The following is a 19,343-nucleotide window of genomic DNA, read 5'->3' as shown; positions in this document are numbered from 1 at the left end:
CCGCGAATCCGCGGCGGCCGGATACAGGTGTTGTGGGGCGGGCGGGGCTCGAACCCGCGACCAATGGATTATGAGTCCACGGCTCTAACCGACTGAGCTACCGCCCCCGACCGCTGCGCATGGCTGCGGGCGGTGGAATGTTACCGCCTCGGGTGGGTCGTTGCCTATTCGGACTCGCGAGAACTTACGGTGGCGTAGGGGGCCAGGAGTGGAGGGAAGACGATGGCGGATCTGTTCGTGAATGTGCTTCGGGCGCATCAGTGGATTTATGAGAACAGCAAGGGGGTTGTCGGGCATCGGTTGCTGTTCGGGAACCCGACGCTGTTGTTGCGGACGGTTGGGCGGAAGACGGGGCAGGAGCGGACTAATGCTCTTACCTATGGGCGGGATGGGAAGGATTATCTGGTTACCGCGTCCAATGGTGGGTCGCCGCGGCCGCCGGGGTGGCTGGCGAATCTGAAGGCCAAGGCGGACTGTGAGATTCAGGTGGGGACCACCAAGATTCCGGTTACCGCGCGGGCCACGTATCCCGATGATCCGGAGTATGCGCGGCGGTTCGCGATTGTGGACAAGGTCAATGGCGGGCGGTATTCGCAGTATCAGGAGAAGACGTCGCGGCCGATTGCTGTGGTGGTGCTGAGCCCTCGGTAGCAATCGGGCGAACTGGACAAGTGAGATAAGGGTGGGCTAAGGTCGGGCCAGAGGGGAGTACTTCCCACGAATCATTCCGGTCAGTACGGATGGCGCCGTCGCCAATCCCCGGGTGGTTGCCCACGGACATGGGTGAAGGAGACCTCGGCTGGTTTCCCATGCCCGAGGAGGTCCGATGAGTTCCACCCTGTCCTATTTCGCTAGTTCTGATACCGCCATCGATTCGGTGGGAACGCCCTGGTTGTGGGCGGGAACCATCGGTGTGGTGCTCGCCCTGGTGGTGCTCGACTTCGCGCTGACCCGGCGGCCGCATGAAGTCTCCATGCGCGAAGCATTGGGGTGGACGGCTTTCTATATCGCTTTGCCGGTCGCTTTCGGTGTCTTTCTGTGGGTGAACAACGGGTCCACGCCGGCGGTGGAGTACTTCACCGGCTACGTGCTCGAGAAGTCGCTGTCGGTGGACAACCTGTTCGTGTTCATGCTGCTGCTGGCGGCGTTCGCGGTGCCGAAGGTGCTGGCGCAGCGGGTGCTGCTGTTCGGCATCGTCGGCGCGCTGGTGCTGCGCGGCGTGTTCATCGCGCTGGGGGCCGCGGCGCTGGCCACCCTGGACTGGGCGTTCCTGCTCTTCGGCATGATCCTGCTGCTGACGGCGGTGAAGCTGCTGGCCGATGCGGCGGGCGGGCACGAGGCCGAGGTGGATGTGGCCTCGATGAAGTCGGTCCGGCTGCTGCGCAAGATCTGGCCGGTGACCGATGACTACCGCGGCACGAAGATGACCGTCATCGAGAACGGCAAGCGCGCGCTGACCCCGCTGGCGCTGGTGGTCGCGGCGGTCATGGCCACCGATGTGGTGTTCGCGGTGGACTCGGTGCCCGCGGTGTACGGCGTGACCGGCGACCCGTTCCTGGTGTTCGCCACCAACGCGTTCGCGCTGCTGGGCCTGCGCGCACTGTATTTCGTTCTGCACGCGGCACTTTCGCGACTGGTGCACCTGGCCTACGGCCTCGCGGTGATTCTCGCCTTCATCGGCGTGAAGCTGGTGCTGCACTGGGCGCACGGCGTGTGGAGCGGCGTGCCGACCATTCCCACTGCGGCTTCGCTCGGCGTGATCGTGGCGGTACTGGTGACGGTGACGCTCACCAGCCTGCGGGCCACGCGGGGACAGCGGCCGGAGATCGAGACGCCCGCGTCTTCGGAACACCCGGCCTGACGGATCGCGTGGCGGCGGCTCAACAGCCGCCGCCACCCCCGCAGCCACCGCCTCCCCCGCAACCGCTGGAGCCGCTGGAACTGCCGGAGCCGCAACTGCTTCCGCCCCCACCGCAGCCGGTGTAGCTCGATCCGCCGCCGCTGCTGCCGGTGCCGCCGTCGTAGTAATAGAACCCGCTCTGACGACGGCGCCGATGCGTACGCGGCGGCGGCGAAGTGGACGTGCGGGAGAGCGAGATCATCGCGACGGTGAGCGCGGTGAGAATGCCGATGACTATGAGTGCTGTGACCATGGCCGAAAGCTACTGTCGCACCGAACCTCTCGGACAGACAGAACAATCCGGGGAGTCTGTTCAGGTGTGACACATCCCGCTGCTGGGTAGCGGAGCAGCCGTGATACGACAAACGCCCCCGTGCGTACGGCACGGGGGCGTTTGCCAACGGGCAGTGCGGTTTACGTCAGTTTCACGCGCGCCGCGAAGAACCGTGCGACCGAGGGTGCGAAGCGGTTGAACCGGTACTGCAACCAGGCTTCGGGGGTCACCGGCACGACATCGCGGCCGCGTTCGACGGCCTTGACGATCTGCTCGGCCACCTTGTCCGGGGTGTAGCGGCGGGCGGCGTAGATCTTGTCGAACTTCTGCTGCTTGGCGGCTTCCTCATCGGCCGAAACACCGGCGAAGCGGGTGGTGGCGACGATGTTGGTGTGCACGATGCCGGGGCAGATGGTCTGCACGCCGATACCCTTGCCACTCAGTTCGGCCCGCAGGCAGTCGGAGAACATGAAGACCGCCGACTTGCTGGTGGAGTACGCACTGAACCCACGCTGTGGCGTGTACGCCGCCATGCTGGACAGGTTGACGATATTGCCACCCAGTCCGCGCTCGGCCATGGCCTTGCCGAAGGACCGGCAGCCATTGATGACACCGTGCAGGTTGATGTCCAGCACCCGATTGAATTCGGCTGCGGGAGTGTCGAAGAAGTCGCCCGCCTGACCGACGCCGGCATTGTTGATCAGGATGTCGGGCACCCCGTGCGCGGCGATCACCTCGGCGGCATGGGCGTCCACCGCGTCGGCATCGGCGACGTTCAGCGCGTAGGCGTGCGCCGTACCGCCTTCGGCCGCAATGAGTTCGGCGGTTTCCTTGGCCGAGTCGAGATTGATGTCGGACAGCACCACCTCGGCGCCGCGACGCGCGAACGCGAGTGCGGTCTCGCGCCCGATGCCGCTGCCGCCGCCGGTGATCACCAGCAGCTGATCGTCGAAAGGCCGCTGCTCCCTGCCGACTTCGGCGCGGCGCAGGGTGCGCGGCACCACGCCGGTATTGCAGGCGTCGATGAGTTCGGCGGTCGAGGTCGCCAGCAGTTCGGGATGCGAGAACGGCAGCCAGTGCCCGCCGCCGACCTCACGCCGGTACAGGTTGGGTGCGTACTCCTTGGTGTCGGCGTATCCGGCGGGCCGCACGGCGACATCGCGCCGCGCGATGATCAGCTGCACCGGCACCTCGGTGCGACGCTCGCGCGGATCGGCCATGCGCTGCAGGATGTTCGCGCGGTAGATGCGCATACCGTCGAAGAAGTCGCGCCGGAACTCCGGTCCGAGCTTGATGTTCTCCGGCGAGGTGTCGTTCATGAGCCCGACGAACCGCGACCACATCTTCTCGGTGCCCAGCGGCTTGAGCACCACGCGCGGCACGCCCGGCGTCATGAACAGCCCGGTGTACAGCGAGGACAGCAACTGGGTGAACGGCCCCCACACCTTGCCGCTCGACAGCTCACCGCGCGTCCATGCACCCAGGTGGTCGAGGTTGGGCCCGGAAACCGAGGTGAACGAGGCGATGCGGTCCGCTGCCTGCGGCTCACACACCGCCTCCCACATCTCCACCGAACCCCAGTCGTGGGCCAGCACGTGCACCGGCTTGTCCGGGCTCACCGCGTCGGCGACGGCGAAGAAGTCGGAGGCGAAATGCTCGAGCTTGTAGTCCTCGGTGCGCGTGGTGCGGGTGGAGCGCCCGTGCCCGCGGGTGTCGTAGGTGACCACGTGGAAGCGGTCGGCCAGCAGCGGCACCACGCGATCCCACAGGTGGTTGTCATCGGGCCAGCCGTGCACCAGCACAATGGTCTCCGCCGACGGCTCGCCGTATTCGTAGACGGCGATATCGAATTCACCATTGCGGACGAGGCGCTCGGCGGCGGGGATGATGGTCGTTTGATCGGTCACGATCTTCTCCTGGGGAGGCGGGAGCTCAGAGGTCGAGCACCAGACGGTCGCCGTCGCAACGGGATACACAGATGAGCATGTCGCCGGCGGCCCGCTCGTCAGCGGTGAGCACGGTGTCGCGGTGGTCGATGTCGCCGGAGAGCACCCGGACCTTGCAGGTGCGGCAGAAGCCCTGACGGCACGAATACGCGCTGTCCGGACGGACTTTCAGCACTTCCTCGAGGACGGACCTGTCGGCGGGCACGTCGAGGGTTTCCCCGCTGCGCGCCAGCGCGACCTGGAAGGGCTTCCCGTCCACCACGGGCGGGGCGGAGAAGCGCTCGGAATACATTTCCACGCCGCGCATGTCGCGCACGGCATCGGCGATCACCTTGGTCATGACCACCGGACCGCAGCAGTAGACCGAGGTATCGGGTCCGACGCCCGGCAAAAGCGCTGCCGCGTCGGGGATTCCGTGCTCGTCGTCGGTGCGGACGGTGACGCGGTCACCGAAGCTCTCCACCTCGGACAGGAAGGGAATGGTGTCGCGGCTGCGTCCCGCGTACACCATCGACCATTCCACGCCGAGCCGCTCGGCCATGCGGATCATCGGCAGGATCGGCGTGATGCCGATGCCACCGGCGACGAAATGCACTCGGGCAGCGGACGATCCGTATCCGGGCAGCACGAACGGGAACGCATTGCGCGGCCCGCGCACGGTCACCGCTGTGCCGACCTTCAGCGAGTCGTGTACCTCCAGCGAGCCGCCCAGTCCGTCCGGAATCCGCCGCACCGCAATGCGATACGCGTGCCGATCGGCCGGATCACCGCACAGCGAGTACTGCCGCAGCTTCCCGGACGGCAGTTCCAGATCCAGGTGCGCGCCCGGCCGCCATTCCGGCAGCACCCGCGAGTCGGGCGCGGTCAGCAGCAGGCTGATCACATCGGTGTCGTGCGCCTCCACCCGCCGCTCCACCACGACCAGCGGAATCCGCCGGTCGTCGACCCGGGCGGGCGGTTCCTTCCGGTTGACGAAAGTGGTCCACCGCAAACGCGTTTCGGCGATCTTGTCCAGCACCCGGGTGGTGCGGTCGGCCCGCTCCTTGCCGTACAGATCCGCGGGCGGCTCGGCCGGAATCGGTCGGGTCATGGTCACGAGGCCATGATCCGAGCCGCCGGGGACTGGGCGAGGTAGGCCACCGCCTGCGCGGTGGAGCCGACCGGCTCCGGGCTGTAGCCGGGTTTGAAGGTCGACAGCGCGCTCCACAGCAGCGACGGGATCCCGGGCAGCGCACCGCGCCACATGGACGCGAAGATGCGGCCGATGAGCATCGGGTAGCGGTGGTTGGGCAGCGCAGGATCCTGGTGCACAAGGTATTTGGTGCCGCGCACGAGGAGCGCGATGAACAGCGGGAACACGATCAGCATGAGCGCGCCGCGGCGGATGTAACCGATCCCGAAGTACTCGGCCACGTCGTGGGCGACCATGCGGTGCTCGACCTCTTCGGCGCCGTGCCAGCGGAACAGGTCCAGCATCTGCGGGTCGGCGTCGAACTGTTCCAGGTCGGCATTGAGGATCCAGTCGCCGAGAAAGGCGAAGAAGTGCTCGAGGGTCGCGATGAAGCCGAGCCGCTCCACCAACTGCTGCTGTTGTGCCGCCGGGGTGTCCAGCTCACGCGGGCCCAGGGTCTTGCGGAAGAGGTATTCCGTCTGCCGCACATAGGGTTCCACGTCGATGCCGTGCGCCAGCAGCACCTCTTCGAGGGCATTGTGGTGGCTCTCGGCATGCATGGATTCCTGGCCGATGAATCCGATCATGGCCTCGCGCAGCTTCTCGTCGCGGACCAGTTCGAGCGCCTCGCCGTAGGTGACGATGAAGCTGCGCTCACCCTCGGGCAGCAGCATGCTGAGCGCGTTGAGCACATGCGAGGCGATCGGCTCCTCGGCCATCCACACCGGCTTGGTCCGCGACCAATCGAACTGCACATTGCGGGCCTGCAGGGCTACCTCACCGGGTTCGGTCACCGGCTGGCGGCCCAGCTTCGGAAGTAGCTTCATCGATACTCCTGGTTTCAGTTTCCACACTGCTTTGCTGCGTGAGCGTAGCAATATTCTACGCTTGTGTGAAACCTGGAGTTACAGCTAAACCGAATCAACTGTCGACGTGCACGTGCGGGCGCTGCGACCGGCGCGGAACCGCCCGCCGCAGGATCTCCCGGGTCACCGGCGCGACCTCGCCCTCACCGAAGAACATGAACCGGGCCAGGTTGATGAGCGGGTTGCCCTCGGTCCACTCGAAGTAGACGTGCGGCGGCACACCGGTGCGGTCCCGGATGGCCAGCAGGATGGCCGCGATGGAGTTGGGCACGGCCGCGGCCTCGACCGAGAGGATGTGGTACTCGGCCACCTCGACCTCGGTCACCAGCAGATCGGTGCTGAACTCGGAGGGATCCTTGACGATCACCTCGAGGAAGAGGATGGGCTCGCCCTCCGGGATGTGGGATTCGCGGCGCTGATCGGCTTCCTTCTCCGCGTACTCCTCGGGCTGGCGCTGATCGACGTCGTGGGTGACGATGCGGACCTCGCCGCGCGCGGCCAGATCGTCGATGATCGCGGCGGCCTTCTCGTCGAAAGTGACCTCGATGGCCCGCAATTCGAACGCTCGCCGGAATCGCGAGGCGAACGACACCACGATGATGGCGAGGATGAACAGAATCGCCAGGTGCACGCCCTCGGGCTTCTCGATGATGTTGTCGATGGTGGTGTACACGAAGATCACCGACACCAGCCCGAAGCCGAGCACCCGGCTGCGCTGCTGCTTGCGCCAGGCCGACCAGGTGACGGCCACGGCCGCCGAGGTGATGAGCACGAGCACGCCGGTGGCGTAGGCCGCGCCCTGCGCGTCCACGCTGGCGTCGAAGTACCAGGTGATGCCGAAGGCCACCACCGCGAAAACCAAGACCAGCGGCCGGATCTGACGGGCCCACTCCGGCGCCATGCCGAAGCGCGGCAGATAGCGCGGCACCAGATTGAGCAGGCCGGCCATGGCCGAGGCGCCCGCGAACCACAGGATGGCGATGGTGCTCACGTCGTAGACGGTGCCGAAGGCATTGCCCAGGTGCTCGTGCGCCAGATACGCCAGTGCGCGGCCATTGGCCTCGCCGCCGGGTTCGAAGGCGGCCTGCGGGATGAGGATGGTGGTGATGAAGCTGGAGACGATGAGGAAGCAGCTCATGATGAGCGCGGCCGTGGTCAGCAGCTTGCGCGCGCCGATGATGCGGTGACGCGGGTATTCGGGGGTGTCACCCGGCCCGCCCTGGATCTGCGGCATGACCGCGACACCGGTCTCGAAGCCCGAAAGACCCAGCGCCAGTTTGGGAAACACCAGCAGGGCGACGCCGATCATGGCGATCGGACTGCCGTGCTGCGCGGTGAGCAGGTCCTTCCAGTCGCCGATGAGTTCGGGCTGCTCGGCGACCTTCACGATGCCGGTCACGGCGACCACGAGATTGAGCGACAGGTACACCCCGACCAGCACCACCGCGATGCCGACGGCCTCGGAGAAACCCTTGAGGAACACCGCGGCCAGCAATGCCAGCAGCACCAGCGTGATCGCCAGGTTGTGCCCGTGCAGGGCGTCCGGGACGAACGGATTCTCGACAATGTGCGCGGCGCCGTCGGCCGCGGACAGCGTCATGGTGATGGTGAAGTCGGTGGCCGCGAAGCCGAGCAGCACCAGGATGAAGATCTTGCCCCACCATTTCGGCAGGAAGTCGGCGAACATGGCGATGGAGCCGCCACCGTTCGGGCTCTCCCTGGCCACCCGGCGATAGACCGGGAGCGCACCGAGCAGCGTCAGCGCCACCAGCACGATGGTGGCCAGCGGCGACAGCACTCCGGCCGCGAGCGCCGCGATGCCGGGCTGATAGCCCAGGGTCGAGAAGTAGTCGACGCCGGTGAGGCACATGACCTTCCACCACGGCTGCCGGTGCTCCTTGGGACCGGGCTTGACCATGGGTCCGGGTATCTGCGCGTGCTGTTCCCCGGCATCCTCGAGCAGCCAGGCGGCGAAGCGCGAGCGTGACCGTTCCTCGGTGGTGGTCAAGTCCAGTCCTCCCCGGACCCGGAATGCCCGGTAGTCCCGAAATCGGCAATGTCGGGGCAAATGTACCGACCGCCGACCGGGCAGTCGGTAATCCCGCGCCGAAGAGAGAAAAGGACTCTCCGAGCTCTCCGGGGCTTCGCCCCCGAACCCCCAGAGCCGGGACGGCCCAGGGCCCTTCACGCACGAACCTCAGCGGGGCCGCACTACTCGTACCCCCGGCAGGGGCGAAGCAGCTCAGCCCACGTAGCCGGCGATGGCGTCGGTGATCGCGGCGGCGATGCGCGCGCGGCCGTCCGGGGATTCGAGGATGGCGATGTCGCCGGGATCGCGCATATTGCCGCACTCCACCAGGGCCGCAGGCACTTCCGAGAAGTTGAGGCCGGCCAGGTCGGCGCGCGGGTTGAGGCCCTCGTCGCCGATGTAGGTGGAGGGGGTGAAGCCGGAGCGCACGAGGCTGTCGCGCAGGGTGGTCGCGAGCCGCACCGAGGGTTCGCCCTGCGATGCGTTCAACGGCGGGTTGGAGTAGGCGACGTGGAAGCCGTGCGCACCCGCCGGGGCTCCGTCCGCGTGGATGGAGACGACGGCCGCCGCACCGACGCGCTGACCGAGCGTGCCGCGATCGTTCACGCACGGACCGGCCCCGGAATCGCTGTCGCGGCTCATGACCACGCGATAGCCGCGCGCGGTGAGCAGATCCCGGACCCGCTGCGCCACATCCCAGTTGAACTCGTGCTCGGTATAGCCGTCATTGGCGCTGGTGCCGGTGGTATTGCAGGCTTTGCTGCCACCGCGCCCGTCGGCCACCGAGGCATTGATGACATCGGGCTGCGCCGCGCCGCCGCCATTGTGCCCGGGGTCGATGACCACCGTTTTGGTGAACGGCAACTGTGTCCGCGCGGGTTCCTGAGCCGAAGCTGTCATCTGTCCCCCGATCAACAGTGCACCGCAGATCGCCGCCATTGCTTTCCAGTGTCGCTGTCGCACCCGGCCCACCCTACGGCCCGGGCACCGGAATGTCGGCCCCCTCAGCAAACTCGCACCCCGTCATCCCGGCGTGCTTTTGGCCGGGATCGACACGGATAGCGTGCCTTGCTCTGTGGATCCCGGCTGAATACACGCCGGGATGACGGTCAGGGTTCGAGTTTGCGCAGGAGGTCGCGCAGGGCACGCAATTCGGCGTCGGACAATTCGGTGATCGGCGCGGGCGCGGGTTCGGGTGTGTCCAGGGCGTCGGCGACAACCCGCTCCCCCGCCTCGGTGATGGACACCAGTTTCTGCCGCCGATTGGCCGGATCGATCTCCCGCACGACCAGTCCGCGCTCCTCGAGGTCGTTCACGGCCACGGTGGCCGCCGGCGCGTCCATGCCGGCGGCGTGCGCGAGTTCCTTCAGGGTGATGGGTCCCGGCCGCAGTCGCTTCAGCACGCGAATCCGGCTGAACGGCATCCCGGTTCGTTCGGTGACCGCCCGCCGCCACGGATCGCGGCTGTCGATCACCACGTGGGTGAGCAGTCGCCAGACCTCGTCGGGGGTGGGGGTTTCAGACATGTGCGGGGGCCTTCTGTTCCAGTAGCGGTGCGACGCGATCGCGGGAACGATATGCCCACGCGGTGTTCGCGGCCACCCCGAGGCCGGTCACGGCGATGGCGAATGCGGTGATGGTCCACCACAATCCGGCCCCGGAGAGCGCTCCACACAGTGCCACACCGAGGCTCACGCCGACCTGACGGCTGGTGGAGGCCACCGCGGCCGCAGCGCCCGCGCGATCGAGGGGCATGCCGCTCACCGCGGCGGTGGTGATGGGGGCATTGACGGTGCCGAAGCCGATGCCGAACAAGACGAACAGCACGATCAACTGCCAGATCGGCGTATCCGGTTGCAGCTGGGTCAGCCCGGCGGCCGCCAGGGCCATGAGAATTCCGGCGATCAGCAGTGAGGGCCGGGTGCCGTAGCGCCCCACCAGTCGTCCCGACAGCGGTGAGAAGATCAGCATGCCCAATGCCATGGGAAGATACAGCAATCCGGTGTGCACGGCCGAGAAGTGCCGTGTCCCTTGCAGATACATGGACATGTCGAACAGGAACGCCCCCAGCGCCGCGAACGCGCACACCGCGATGACGGTGGCCGAGGTGAACGGGAAGCTCCGGAAGAACCGCAGATCGATGAAGGGCCACGGATGCCGGGATTCGTGCCGGATGAATCCGGCCAGCGCCGCCGCCGAGGCCACGAAGACCAGCGGCTGCCCTTCGATCAGGCCGAACACCAGTGTGAACAGCACGATGATGGCGAGCACCTGCCCGATCGGGTCGATGCCCCGGAAGGTGGCCGACTTCGATTCCGGCACAAAGACAGTCGTGAGCACGAAGGCCACCGCACAGATCGGCAGGTTGATCCAGAACACGGACTGCCAGCCCAGGGTGTCGATGAGCGTACCGCCCACGATCGGCCCGAGCGCGGTCGAGATGCCCACCACCGCACCCCAGATGCCGACCGCCCGCGCCCGCTCCACGCGTCCGGTGAAAACGGTCGTAATGATCGACATGGCAACGGGATTCAGCATGGAGCCACCGATGGCCTGCAGAAATCGCGCCCCGATGAGGATGTCGATGGTGGGCGCGAGGCTGCACAGCAGTGAGCCGGTCGCGAAGACGATGAGCCCGATCCGGAACATGCGTCTGCGCCCGAATCGATCGGCGGTCGCGCCGGAGAGCATGAGCAGGCTGGCGAGGGTGAGCGTGTAGACGTCGACGATCCATTGCAGCCGCGACAGGGGTGCGCCCAGATCATCGCGGATGGTGGGGAGTGCGACATTCACGATGGTCGCGTCCATGGAGGAGATGAGCAGGCTCAGGCAGCAGGTGATCAGGATGATCTGTTTGCGCCGCGCGCTCAGCCCTTCAACACTTGTAAGCACACAACGATTGTGAACCTACAACTGTTGCGATGGCAACCCCCAGTTCGCAGGGCAGCGGCCACGGCACGCATGCGGCGTACAACTCCCCGACCACCTCGGGCACCACCGCGAGCACGTCCCGGGTCTGCTCGGCGGCGGTCCCGTAGGTGTGCGCGCTGACCGTGAACCCGGGTCCGATCGAGGCCGAGGCCACCTCCGGCACCCCCAGGTCCGACCAGCCCCATTTGGTCCCGGTCACGCCCGGCACCTGGGACGTGCCCCAGTCCTGGACCGTCCCGTCCGCGGCGACCTCGCTCGCGGTGGCCATCCACCGCAGCAGCGGCGAATCCGGTTCACGGCGCTGCTTGGCGGCCAGGAAGTCGGCGACATCCGCGGTGGTGGTCGACGACATGCCCCAGCCGCCCGCGCCACTGGTGCCCTTCAGCTCGTATTCGGCGGCGATCTCGTCGATGGCGTACGGATACTTGGCCGCCATCGCTTCGGCCGCGCCGTCGTCGGAGTTGCGGATCATCCGCTCCCCCAGCTCCTTGTCCTCGGCGGACCCGTCGCCGTGCCGCAGCGCGTAGTCCGCCAGGTACAACTTCGAAATCGACAGCCCCGCACGGGTTTCGGTCTCATTGGCGGTGCCCCACCGCACGCCGGGCACCACCGACCGCAGGGATATCGCGGTGCGCGGCGGCACCGTCGCCGGGTCGGCGACCTCCGCCGCGGCCGGCCCGGCACCCAGGACCACCGCCACCCCGGCCATGCCCAGCACCGCTGCCCGATAGCCCATCGCCACCTCCGTGTCGTGTGCGCTCAGCTCCCACCATGCCGCGCGAAACCGGCGGGAACTGGGAAAACACCTACGACACGCCGGGTGGGATCAGACGGTGAGGATGGTGCGGCCGAAGGTCTCGCGAGCGGCGATGGCGGCATGTGCGGCCCCGGCATGATCCAGCGGGAAGGTGTGGCCGATCACGACCTCCAGGCGGCCGGAGGCGGCTTCGGTGAGCGCGCGTTCGAACAAGGCGGTCCAATCCACCTCGGCCGCAGTGAGTTCGAACAGCGGAACGACGGTGACGCGCTGGGCGGCAGCGGTTTCCGGGGCGATGGGGGCGAATCCACCTGCGGCATTGCCGTATCCGATGAATCGTGCACCCGGGGAGGCGGCAGCCAGGGCCGCCACACCGATCGGGCCGCCCGCGCCGTCGAGGATCACCTGAACGCCGCCGGTCGCCTCGCGCACCCGGTCGGCCCAGCCCGGCTCGGAGTAGTCGACGACTTCGTGGGCGCCGAGACGCTGGGCCAGCGCGAGCTTCTTCTCCCCGCGCGCGGCCGCGATCACGCGCGCCCCGGCCGCGCGGGCCAGCTGGATCAGGAGGGTGCCGAGCCCACCCGCAGCGGCGGTGATCAGGACCCATTCGCCGGGCTGGACGGCAGCGCGATCGAAGACCGCCAGGGCGGTGCGGCCGTCGTGGACCAGGGCCACCGCCTGCGTCAGCTCCACCTCGGCGGGCACCTGGGTCAGCTGCTCCTCGCGGGCCAGGGCCTTCTCGGCATACCCGCCGATCGGCAGGCCGCCGCCGATGCCGCTGGCCGCGGTGTTCGAGGCGACGCGACGGCCCACCCAGGCGGGGTCCACGCCGGATCCGACGGCTCCGACCACGCCCGCGATCGCGCCACCGGGCACGAAGGGCGGCTCGACGGGGAAGAACCGGGCGCCCGCGCCGGAACGCAGCAGGGTGTCCAGGAACATGACGTCGGCCGCCGCGACCTCGATGACCACCTCGCCGGGACCCGGAACCGGGTCGGGGCTCTCGACAACCGTCAGGACCTCGGGGTCGCCGAACGCCTTGACCTCCACTGCACGCATATCGCTGTCTCCCTTTCGAATTCGATCACCGATGCACCCAGCGTCGAACCTCGAGCTCGGTTGAGGTCAAGCCGCGGGCGGGGATTACGCGACGGGTGAACGAGGGAATAATCCGCGCCTCGACGGTGACCCCGACCACGGATTCGCACTCGTGCGGGCTGAACCATAATCGAGCCATTTTCGAGGCAAGCGGTATTGACTCCGGTTTGCATCCACGTTTACCGTTGTTGCAACAACACAACATTGTGACCCAAATTCAGATCAGACACAGGAAGGACCGGGCAATGCCCACGCCGCTGCTCTCCGACGTTCGCGAAGCCACTCGCGCCCGCAAGGCCGCAACCGATGCCGCACGTGCCGCCGATGCCGTATGGCGAAAGAAGATCAAGGACGCCACCCTGGCGGGCGAGCGGGTCTTCCTGATCGCCAAGGCCGCCGGTGACATCACCACATCGCGCGTGTACCAGATCCGGGACGGCGTGCGCACCGGAAGTCGCTGACCCACCACGCCAACCCCGGACCACGCGCGCCAATCCAACCAGGGCCAGAATTGTCCCGATAATGAGACGCACGCCGTCCGACGGTCGACCCGCGCATGATCAGTCCGGGTGCTCACCGCAGGACTGTTCGCCGCTCGCCGACGCACTCTCATGACCGGATCGAAAACTGCGGCTGTACAGCGAATTACGGTGATCCGACCGGCTTCCCGGCGAACGAGACGGCCTGTTGCCGCGGCGTTCGCTCTCGGGTAGCGCCGACCATCTCAGACGCTTATGCTCCACAGCTGGATCCGAATCTGTCTGCGGCTCCGACGCTTCGGCGCGGCGGGCAGGGCGGTGATCGCATCGGGGCGTTCACCCCCGGTGAACGTGAGTACGGAAGTGCGTAGCTTGTCGGAGTCATCGAATTCGCCGCAGGGCGAGCCCGTGGCCGTTCGGAGTGTCCGGCTGCCGTACGAGGCGATGCTGGTGTCGGCCGGGGCGGCCGTCGTGGTGGTGGGGGCGGCGGTTTTCAGTGCTCCCAACGAGTTTCGTCTCCCGCTCGCGGTCGGCGCGAGCCTGGTCGCGGTGCTGTGCTGCGCGGCGGTCACGGCCGCTGCCTACTATCGCGGGCAGGCGCTGGTGGCCCGGCGGGCCGCCGTCGCGCACACCGCCGACACCGAGGCGCGCATCGCCTCCGTCATGGCCGAGGCCAATGCGCGAATCAGCAACGCGCAGGCGCACTTCGAGGCCCTGAACGCGACGGTCGCGGCACAGGATCAGGAACTGAAGGCCAGTGAGAACCGGCGGGCGGCGGCGCTGGCGGCGTTCGCGGGTGCGGCCGGGCGCATGCAGGCCATGAGCACCAGCATGCTGGCCGAACTGCGCGAGATGGAGCATCGGCACGCCGATCCGCAGGTGCTGGCGGACCTGCTCGAACTGGATCACCGCACCGCGCAGGCGGGCCGGCTGGCCGACAGCATCGCGGTGCTCAGCGGTGCGCGCTCGGGTCGCCGGTGGGCCAAACCCATTGCCATGGAATCGATTCTGCGCGGAGCAATGGGTCGCGTGGCGGGTTATCAGCGGGTGCGGCTGCGGGCGGTCACCGAGATCGCCATCGCCGGGCACGCGGCCGAGGGCATCATGCACGCGCTCGCCGAGCTGCTCGACAATGCCTGCAATTTCTCGCCGCCCACCACCGAGGTACACGTGTACGCCGCGGAGGTGCCCGCCGGGGTCGTGATCACCATCGAGGACAGCGGGCTCGTCATGAGCGAATCCGCTTTGCGCCGTGCGGAACAGGCCGTATCCCGCGAACAGCGCACCTCGGACCTCTCCTCACTGTCCGGCACCCGGCTCGGTCTCGCGGTCGTCGGCCATCTGGCCCGCAAACACGATCTGACCGTCTCCTTCCGCCCCTCGGCCATCGGCGGCACGGCCGTCGTCGTCGTGGTGCCACGCGAACTCACCACTCGCCTGGAGCGACAGACCGGATCGCTGACCGCCCTCCCGGCCGCCACCGACCCGGCTCCCACACCCGCGAGCCTTCCCGCCGTTGTATCCACCTCGCCTACAACCCTTTCCGAAGATCAACCCCCTCGTCATCCCGGCGCGCTTCTTGGCCGGGATCCACACGAGGAACCGCAGCCGGACTTGGTGGATTCCGGCCAAAAGCATGCCGGAATGACGGGGGGCTCGGTTACCGCAACGGATTCCTCCGGCAGCACGGCCACACCTGCCGCGCATACGGCTCCGGCCGCACAGCCGGCACCGGCCAGCTTGGACGAGATTGCCCAGCGCGCAGCGACTTCCACGGCGTCCGGGTTGCCGAGGCGGCGGCGGGGCAGCACGCTGGCGGCCACGCATCCGGGTGGATTGTCGGCCTATTCCGGGGGTTCGAACGAGCAGGCGGCCGCGCCGCGGCGGCCGGCGTCGCCGCCATCCGCGCTGGGGGCGTTCCAGCGCGCGGTGAACGGCCGCCCGCAGCCGGCCGAATCGTCCCCGTCCGCAGGTTTGGAGAGCGAGTGATGACACCGTCCGCGACACATTTGAGCTGGCTGCTGGAGCAACTGCTGGCGCGCACCCCGCAGGCCCGGCACGCGCTGCTGCTGTCGGGGGACGGGCTCAAGATCTGCCATACGCCGGAGCTGGGCGTCGACAGCGCCGATCAGCTGGCCGCCATTGCCGCGGGGATCCAGAGCCTTTCGCACGGGGCGTCGGTCGAGTTCGGTGACGGCCGGGGTGGCGTGCGCCAGTCTATGACCGAGTTCTACGGCGGCATCCTGTTCATCGTGGAGGCGGGTCTGGGCGCGCACATCGCGGTGGTCGCCGCCGAGGACGCCGATGCCGGGCTGGTCGGCCACAATATGCGCGAACTGGTGGAACAACTCGGCGAGCATCTGGTCGCCATGCCCCGGGTGCGGGGAGCGAGCGTGTCGTGACCAGGCCAGACGAGAGTCCGGACCGGCTCTACACGGTGACCGGGGGACGCAGCCGACCGGATTCGGATGCGTTCGATCTCGTGACTCTCGTTGTCAGCGAATGCGATCCGACGCCGGGCATGCAGTCCGAGCATCGGGCCATCCTGGACATGTGCCGGGCGCCGACCGCCGTCGTGGAGATCGCGGCGGAGCTGCGGCTGCCGGTCGGCATCACCACCATTCTGCTGTCGGATCTGCTGCACGCCGGCCGGATCACGGTGCGCCATCCGCGCCACAACCCTGGCGTGCAATGGAATTCACTACCCGACACCACCACGCTCGAGAAGGTGCTCGTTGGACTCCGCAAGCTATGACTTCTGGAACCCCCGGGGTCGCGACCCCCGTCCCGCCCGCGCGGACGCCCCGCTGCACGCCGATGCCCGGCACGGGTTGAAGATCGTCATCGTCGGCGGTTTCGGGGTCGGCAAGACCACCATGGTGCGCTCGGTCAGCGAAATCCGGCCCCTGGACACCGAAGCCACCATGACGCAGGTCGGCTACGGCATCGACGATCCGGCGGGTGCACCCGAGAAGACCACCACCACGGTCGCTTTCGACTTCGGCCGGATAACCATCGACGCCGAGCACGTGCTGTATCTGTTCGGAGCGCCCGGCCAGGAACGGTTCTGGTTCCTGTGGGACCGGCTGTTCACCGGCGCGCTGGGGGCGATCGTGCTGGTGGATCAGCGCCGCATCGAGGACTCCTGGTACGCCATCGACCGGCTCGAGCATCAGGGCACGCCGTTCGTGGTGGCGTGCAACAACTTCGGCGGTGACGCGCAGCTCGACGAGGTGCGCGACGCACTCGACCTGGATCCGCAAGTGCCGCTGGTGGATTGCGACGCACGCGATCGGGAGTCCTGCCGGGACGTGCTGATCTCGCTGGTGGAACACCTCTACACCCCGGAGACCGTCCGATGACCTCGCCCGCACCCGGCCCGGGCGGCTGCCCGGTGGCGCACGACGCGGTTCCCTTGAGCGGACCGCGCTTTCACACCGACCCGCACAGCCTCTACCGCGAGATGCGCCGCGACCACGGCGCGGTGGTGGCGGTGGAACTGCCCGGCAACGTGCCCGCGTGGCTGGTGATCGGCTATCGCGAACTGCATCAGGTCACCAGTTCGCCGGAGCTGTTCCCGCGCGATGTGAGCCTGTGGAACCAGTGGGGCAATATTCCGCCGGACTGGCCGCTGCTGCCCATGGTCGGCCAGCCCATGCCGTCGATCTACTTCACCGCCGGGGCCGAGCATCTGCGGCACGTGGCCATGGTGGAGCCCGCTCTCGAAGGCGTCGATCCATTCGAATTGCGCCGGGTCTGTGAGAGTTTGGCGGATCGGCTGATCGATGTCTTCTGCGGTCGCGGCAGCGCCGACCTGGTGGCCGACTTCGCCGAACCGCTGCCGGTGCTCGTGCTCGCGTGGCTGCTGGGCTTCCCGGACGAGGAGGGCCCGGAGCTGGCGCGCGCCATGAAGACCATGGCCGACGGCACCGCCGAGGCCCAGGCCGGGTACATGGCCTTCATGGGGCACATGCAGAATCTGCTGGCCCGCAAGCAGGCCGCGCCCGGCGACGATCTGGTTTCGCGCATGCTCGCGCACCCGGATGCGTTCTCCGACACCGAATATGTGCTGGACCTGATGGCCGTCACGGCCGCCGGGCATCTGCCGACCTCGGACTGGCTGGTGAACTCGGTGGGGCTCATGCTCACCGACGACCGTTTCGCGGCCGCGCTGGGCGGCGGCCGCCGCAGCGTGGATCAGGCCATGAACGAGGTGCTGTGGGAGGACGCCCCCACCTCGATCCTGGCCGGTCGCTGGGCCGCTCGCGACACCCGGCTGGGCGACAAGCTGATTCGCGCCGGCGACCTGCTGCTGCTCGGCCTGGCCGCGGCGAACACCGATCCGCATGTGCGCCAGAGTGTTTCCGGCGACAGCGCCGTACATCACGGCAACAGTGCGCATTTCGCGTTCAGCCACGGCGAGTACCGCTGCCCGTTCCCTGCGCAGCACATCGCCGAGATCATCGCCCGGACCGGGATCGAGGTGCTGCTGGATCGGCTGCCCGATATCGACCTGGCCGTGCCCGCGCAGCATCTGGTCCGGCGGCCGTCTCCGTTCCTGCGCGGAATGACTTCTCTTCCTGTTGTTTTCACGCCTGTACGCGCCGTCGGAGGTTTTCTGTGAGTTCTGCATGCCCGCACGCCATCGCCATCGATCCGATGGTCGGTGACCTGGCCGGGGAGACCGCCCGCCTGCGCGAGGCCGGACCGCTCGCCCGCATCGACCTGCTCGGGGTCGAGTCCTGGACCGTCACCGACCATGCGCTCGCCCGCCAATTGCTCACCGACACCAGGCTTGTCAAGGACATCAATGCCTGGGGCCTGTGGCAGTCCGGTGCGGTGACCCGCCAGTGGCCGCTCATCGGCATGATCGACGTGGGCCGCTCCATGTTCACCGTGGACGGCGCCGAACACCGCCGTCTGCGCATCAAGACCACCCAGGCGCTGACCCCGCGCCGCCTGGAGGAGATGCGCCCCGCCATCGAGCAGATCGTCGCCCGCCTCCTCGACGACCTCGAAAATGCCGGTCGCGCAGGCGAAGTCGTCGATCTCAAGCAGATCTTCGCCTACCCCCTGCCCATGCGGGTGATCAGCGACCTCATGGGTGTCCCGCACAGCGACGGCCCCATGCTGCTGGAAAGCTACAAGGCGTTCTTCTCGGTCATGACGCCCCAGGACGAGCGCCTGCGCGTCATCGAGAACCTGAACGCCTACTTCGCCGATATGGTCGCCCGCAAGACCGCCGAACCCGGCGACGACCTCACCAGCGCGTTGATCCTCGCCGACGAGGGCGGCGAACCGCTGACCGCCGAGGAGGTCGCGGGCAACCTCCAGGCCCTGGTCGCCGCGGGCCACGAAACCACGGTCAGCCTCATTCTGAATGCCGTGCGCGCCTTGCTCTCCCGCCCCGAACAGCTCGACAAACTCCGCTCCGGCGATATCGAGTGGAAGCAGGCCATCGAGGAAACCCTGCGCTACGACGGCCCGGTGACCCACCTGCTCATGCGCTTCGCCACCGAGGACATCCCCGTCGGCGACACCGTCATCGAGCAGGGCGCGGGCGTGGTCATCTCCTATCGCGCCGTGGGCCGCGACACCACCCTGCACGGTGACGACGCCGACGAATTCGATATCACCCGCCCCACCGCCGCCCGCAATATCTCCTTCGGCTACGGCCCGCACATCTGCCCCGGCGCGGCTCTGGCCCGCCTCGAGGCCGCCATCGCCCTCCCCGCCCTGTTCGACCGCTTCCCGAACATGAAGCTGGCCGTCCCGGCCGACGAGATCGGCCACCTCCCGGTCATGACCCAGAACGATCTGACGGGTCTGCCACTGCGTCTGTCCTGAGCCGTCCGCTCCCCAAAGCCCGCCCGGATCCCACCGGGCGGGCTT

General features: G+C 67.8%; 19 protein-coding genes and 1 tRNA gene. 9 read left to right on the top strand and 11 right to left on the bottom strand.

The features are described from left to right. Positions 1-33 precede the first annotated feature (33 nt). Positions 34-107, bottom strand: a tRNA-Ile gene (locus H0264_RS14890). A 115-nt stretch (positions 108-222) separates the two neighbouring features. Here H0264_RS14890 and H0264_RS14885 point away from each other — a divergent pair. Together H0264_RS14885 and H0264_RS14880 are read left to right on the top strand one after the other, a co-directional pair. Further along, on the top strand, positions 223-651 hold the full coding sequence (locus H0264_RS14885) for a nitroreductase family deazaflavin-dependent oxidoreductase (RefSeq protein ID WP_181584505.1): 429 nt from the start codon (positions 223-225) through the stop codon (positions 649-651). A gap of 175 nt (positions 652-826) precedes the next feature. After that, a complete protein-coding gene (locus H0264_RS14880) occupies positions 827-1,861 on the top strand; it encodes a TerC/Alx family metal homeostasis membrane protein (RefSeq protein WP_181584504.1) in 1,035 nt (344 codons plus the stop codon). Between the two features lie 19 nt (positions 1,862-1,880). Here H0264_RS14880 and H0264_RS14875 read toward each other — a convergent pair whose 3' ends face one another. From H0264_RS14875 to H0264_RS14830, 10 genes are all read right to left on the bottom strand, one after another. Further along, the gene (locus tag H0264_RS14875; protein WP_181584503.1) at positions 1,881-2,153 is read right to left on the bottom strand and encodes a hypothetical protein; all 273 of its coding nucleotides are present in this window, start codon (positions 2,151-2,153) and stop codon (positions 1,881-1,883) included. Positions 2,154-2,314: 161 nt separating this feature from the next. Then, a complete protein-coding gene (locus H0264_RS14870; protein ID WP_181585562.1) occupies positions 2,315-4,084 on the bottom strand; it encodes an SDR family oxidoreductase in 1,770 nt (589 codons plus the stop codon). 22 nt (positions 4,085-4,106) lie between these two features. Then, a complete protein-coding gene (locus H0264_RS14865) occupies positions 4,107-5,210 on the bottom strand; it encodes a PDR/VanB family oxidoreductase (protein WP_181585561.1) in 1,104 nt (367 codons plus the stop codon). Positions 5,211-5,212: 2 nt separating this feature from the next. Further along, positions 5,213-6,118: a metal-dependent hydrolase gene (locus H0264_RS14860; protein WP_181584502.1), complete on the bottom strand. Its 906-nt coding sequence runs from the start codon at positions 6,116-6,118 to the stop codon at positions 5,213-5,215. 94 nt (positions 6,119-6,212) lie between these two features. Next, complete coding sequence (locus tag H0264_RS14855) at positions 6,213-8,075, bottom strand: APC family permease (RefSeq protein ID WP_244976255.1); 1,863 nt, start codon at positions 8,073-8,075, stop codon at positions 6,213-6,215. 324 nt (positions 8,076-8,399) lie between these two features. Then, positions 8,400-9,086 (bottom strand): N-acetylmuramoyl-L-alanine amidase, encoded by a 687-nt coding sequence (locus H0264_RS14850; RefSeq protein WP_244976193.1) that lies wholly within the window; start codon positions 9,084-9,086, stop codon positions 8,400-8,402. Positions 9,087-9,295: 209 nt separating this feature from the next. Next, positions 9,296-9,712, bottom strand: a complete 417-nt coding sequence (locus tag H0264_RS14845; RefSeq protein WP_181584500.1) for a MarR family winged helix-turn-helix transcriptional regulator — start codon at positions 9,710-9,712, stop codon at positions 9,296-9,298. Further along, the gene (locus tag H0264_RS14840) at positions 9,705-11,078 is read right to left on the bottom strand and encodes an MFS transporter (RefSeq protein WP_181584499.1); all 1,374 of its coding nucleotides are present in this window, start codon (positions 11,076-11,078) and stop codon (positions 9,705-9,707) included. Before H0264_RS14840 ends, H0264_RS14845 begins: the two co-directional genes overlap by 8 nt. Further along, positions 11,062-11,853 carry a hypothetical protein gene (locus H0264_RS14835; protein WP_181584498.1) on the bottom strand — a complete coding sequence of 264 codons (792 nt, stop codon included), beginning with the start codon at positions 11,851-11,853 and terminating at the stop codon, positions 11,062-11,064. The genes H0264_RS14840 and H0264_RS14835 overlap by 17 nt, the downstream gene beginning before the upstream one ends. Before the next feature lie 90 nt (positions 11,854-11,943). Beyond that, complete coding sequence (locus H0264_RS14830; protein WP_181584497.1) at positions 11,944-12,933, bottom strand: zinc-binding dehydrogenase; 990 nt, start codon at positions 12,931-12,933, stop codon at positions 11,944-11,946. A 284-nt stretch (positions 12,934-13,217) separates the two neighbouring features. Between H0264_RS14830 and H0264_RS14825 the strand changes: the two genes are divergently transcribed. The 7 genes from H0264_RS14825 to H0264_RS14795 all read left to right on the top strand — a co-directional run bounded on the left by H0264_RS14825 (position 13,218) and on the right by H0264_RS14795 (position 19,298). Next, positions 13,218-13,433: a hypothetical protein gene (locus H0264_RS14825; protein ID WP_181584496.1), complete on the top strand. Its 216-nt coding sequence runs from the start codon at positions 13,218-13,220 to the stop codon at positions 13,431-13,433. A gap of 426 nt (positions 13,434-13,859) precedes the next feature. Further along, entirely contained in the window at positions 13,860-15,440 is a 1,581-nt protein-coding gene (locus H0264_RS14820) for a sensor histidine kinase (protein ID WP_244976192.1), read from the top strand. Further along, positions 15,440-15,853: a roadblock/LC7 domain-containing protein gene (locus H0264_RS14815; protein WP_181584495.1), complete on the top strand. Its 414-nt coding sequence runs from the start codon at positions 15,440-15,442 to the stop codon at positions 15,851-15,853. The genes H0264_RS14820 and H0264_RS14815 overlap by 1 nt, the downstream gene beginning before the upstream one ends. Beyond that, a complete protein-coding gene (locus tag H0264_RS14810; protein WP_181584494.1) occupies positions 15,850-16,206 on the top strand; it encodes a DUF742 domain-containing protein in 357 nt (118 codons plus the stop codon). The genes H0264_RS14815 and H0264_RS14810 overlap by 4 nt, the downstream gene beginning before the upstream one ends. A 76-nt stretch (positions 16,207-16,282) precedes the next feature. Further along, a complete protein-coding gene (locus H0264_RS14805) occupies positions 16,283-16,813 on the top strand; it encodes a GTP-binding protein (RefSeq protein ID WP_181585558.1) in 531 nt (176 codons plus the stop codon). Continuing rightward, positions 16,810-18,075, top strand: coding sequence for a cytochrome P450 (locus tag H0264_RS14800; RefSeq protein WP_181584493.1), 1,266 nt, complete (start codon positions 16,810-16,812; stop codon positions 18,073-18,075). The genes H0264_RS14805 and H0264_RS14800 overlap by 4 nt, the downstream gene beginning before the upstream one ends. Further along, the gene (locus H0264_RS14795) at positions 18,072-19,298 is read left to right on the top strand and encodes a cytochrome P450 family protein (RefSeq protein ID WP_231086834.1); all 1,227 of its coding nucleotides are present in this window, start codon (positions 18,072-18,074) and stop codon (positions 19,296-19,298) included. Before H0264_RS14800 ends, H0264_RS14795 begins: the two co-directional genes overlap by 4 nt. Positions 19,299-19,343: the final 45 nt, after the last annotated feature.

The organism is Nocardia huaxiensis (assembly GCF_013744875.1).
Lineage (GTDB): Bacteria > Actinomycetota > Actinomycetes > Mycobacteriales > Mycobacteriaceae > Nocardia > Nocardia huaxiensis.
Note: the sequence above shows the minus strand (reverse complement) of the source record. Positions and strands in the feature narration are given on the sequence as shown.

Coding starts and splice junctions, on each gene's coding strand:
- H0264_RS14855 (WP_244976255.1), bottom strand. CDS start 8,075: ATGGTCAAGCCCGGTCCCAAGGAGCACCGGCAGCCGTGGTGGAAGGTC.
- H0264_RS14845 (WP_181584500.1), bottom strand. CDS start 9,712: ATGTCTGAAACCCCCACCCCCGACGAGGTCTGGCGACTGCTCACCCAC.
- H0264_RS14825 (WP_181584496.1), top strand. CDS start 13,218: ATGCCCACGCCGCTGCTCTCCGACGTTCGCGAAGCCACTCGCGCCCGC.
- H0264_RS14830 (WP_181584497.1), bottom strand. CDS start 12,933: ATGCGTGCAGTGGAGGTCAAGGCGTTCGGCGACCCCGAGGTCCTGACG.
- H0264_RS14815 (WP_181584495.1), top strand. CDS start 15,440: ATGACACCGTCCGCGACACATTTGAGCTGGCTGCTGGAGCAACTGCTG.
- H0264_RS14860 (WP_181584502.1), bottom strand. CDS start 6,118: ATGAAGCTACTTCCGAAGCTGGGCCGCCAGCCGGTGACCGAACCCGGT.
- H0264_RS14835 (WP_181584498.1), bottom strand. CDS start 11,853: ATGGGCTATCGGGCAGCGGTGCTGGGCATGGCCGGGGTGGCGGTGGTC.
- H0264_RS14885 (WP_181584505.1), top strand. CDS start 223: ATGGCGGATCTGTTCGTGAATGTGCTTCGGGCGCATCAGTGGATTTAT.
- H0264_RS14850 (WP_244976193.1), bottom strand. CDS start 9,086: ATGACAGCTTCGGCTCAGGAACCCGCGCGGACACAGTTGCCGTTCACC.
- H0264_RS14800 (WP_181584493.1), top strand. CDS start 16,810: ATGACCTCGCCCGCACCCGGCCCGGGCGGCTGCCCGGTGGCGCACGAC.
- H0264_RS14880 (WP_181584504.1), top strand. CDS start 827: ATGAGTTCCACCCTGTCCTATTTCGCTAGTTCTGATACCGCCATCGAT.
- H0264_RS14865 (WP_181585561.1), bottom strand. CDS start 5,210: ATGACCCGACCGATTCCGGCCGAGCCGCCCGCGGATCTGTACGGCAAG.
- H0264_RS14875 (WP_181584503.1), bottom strand. CDS start 2,153: ATGGTCACAGCACTCATAGTCATCGGCATTCTCACCGCGCTCACCGTC.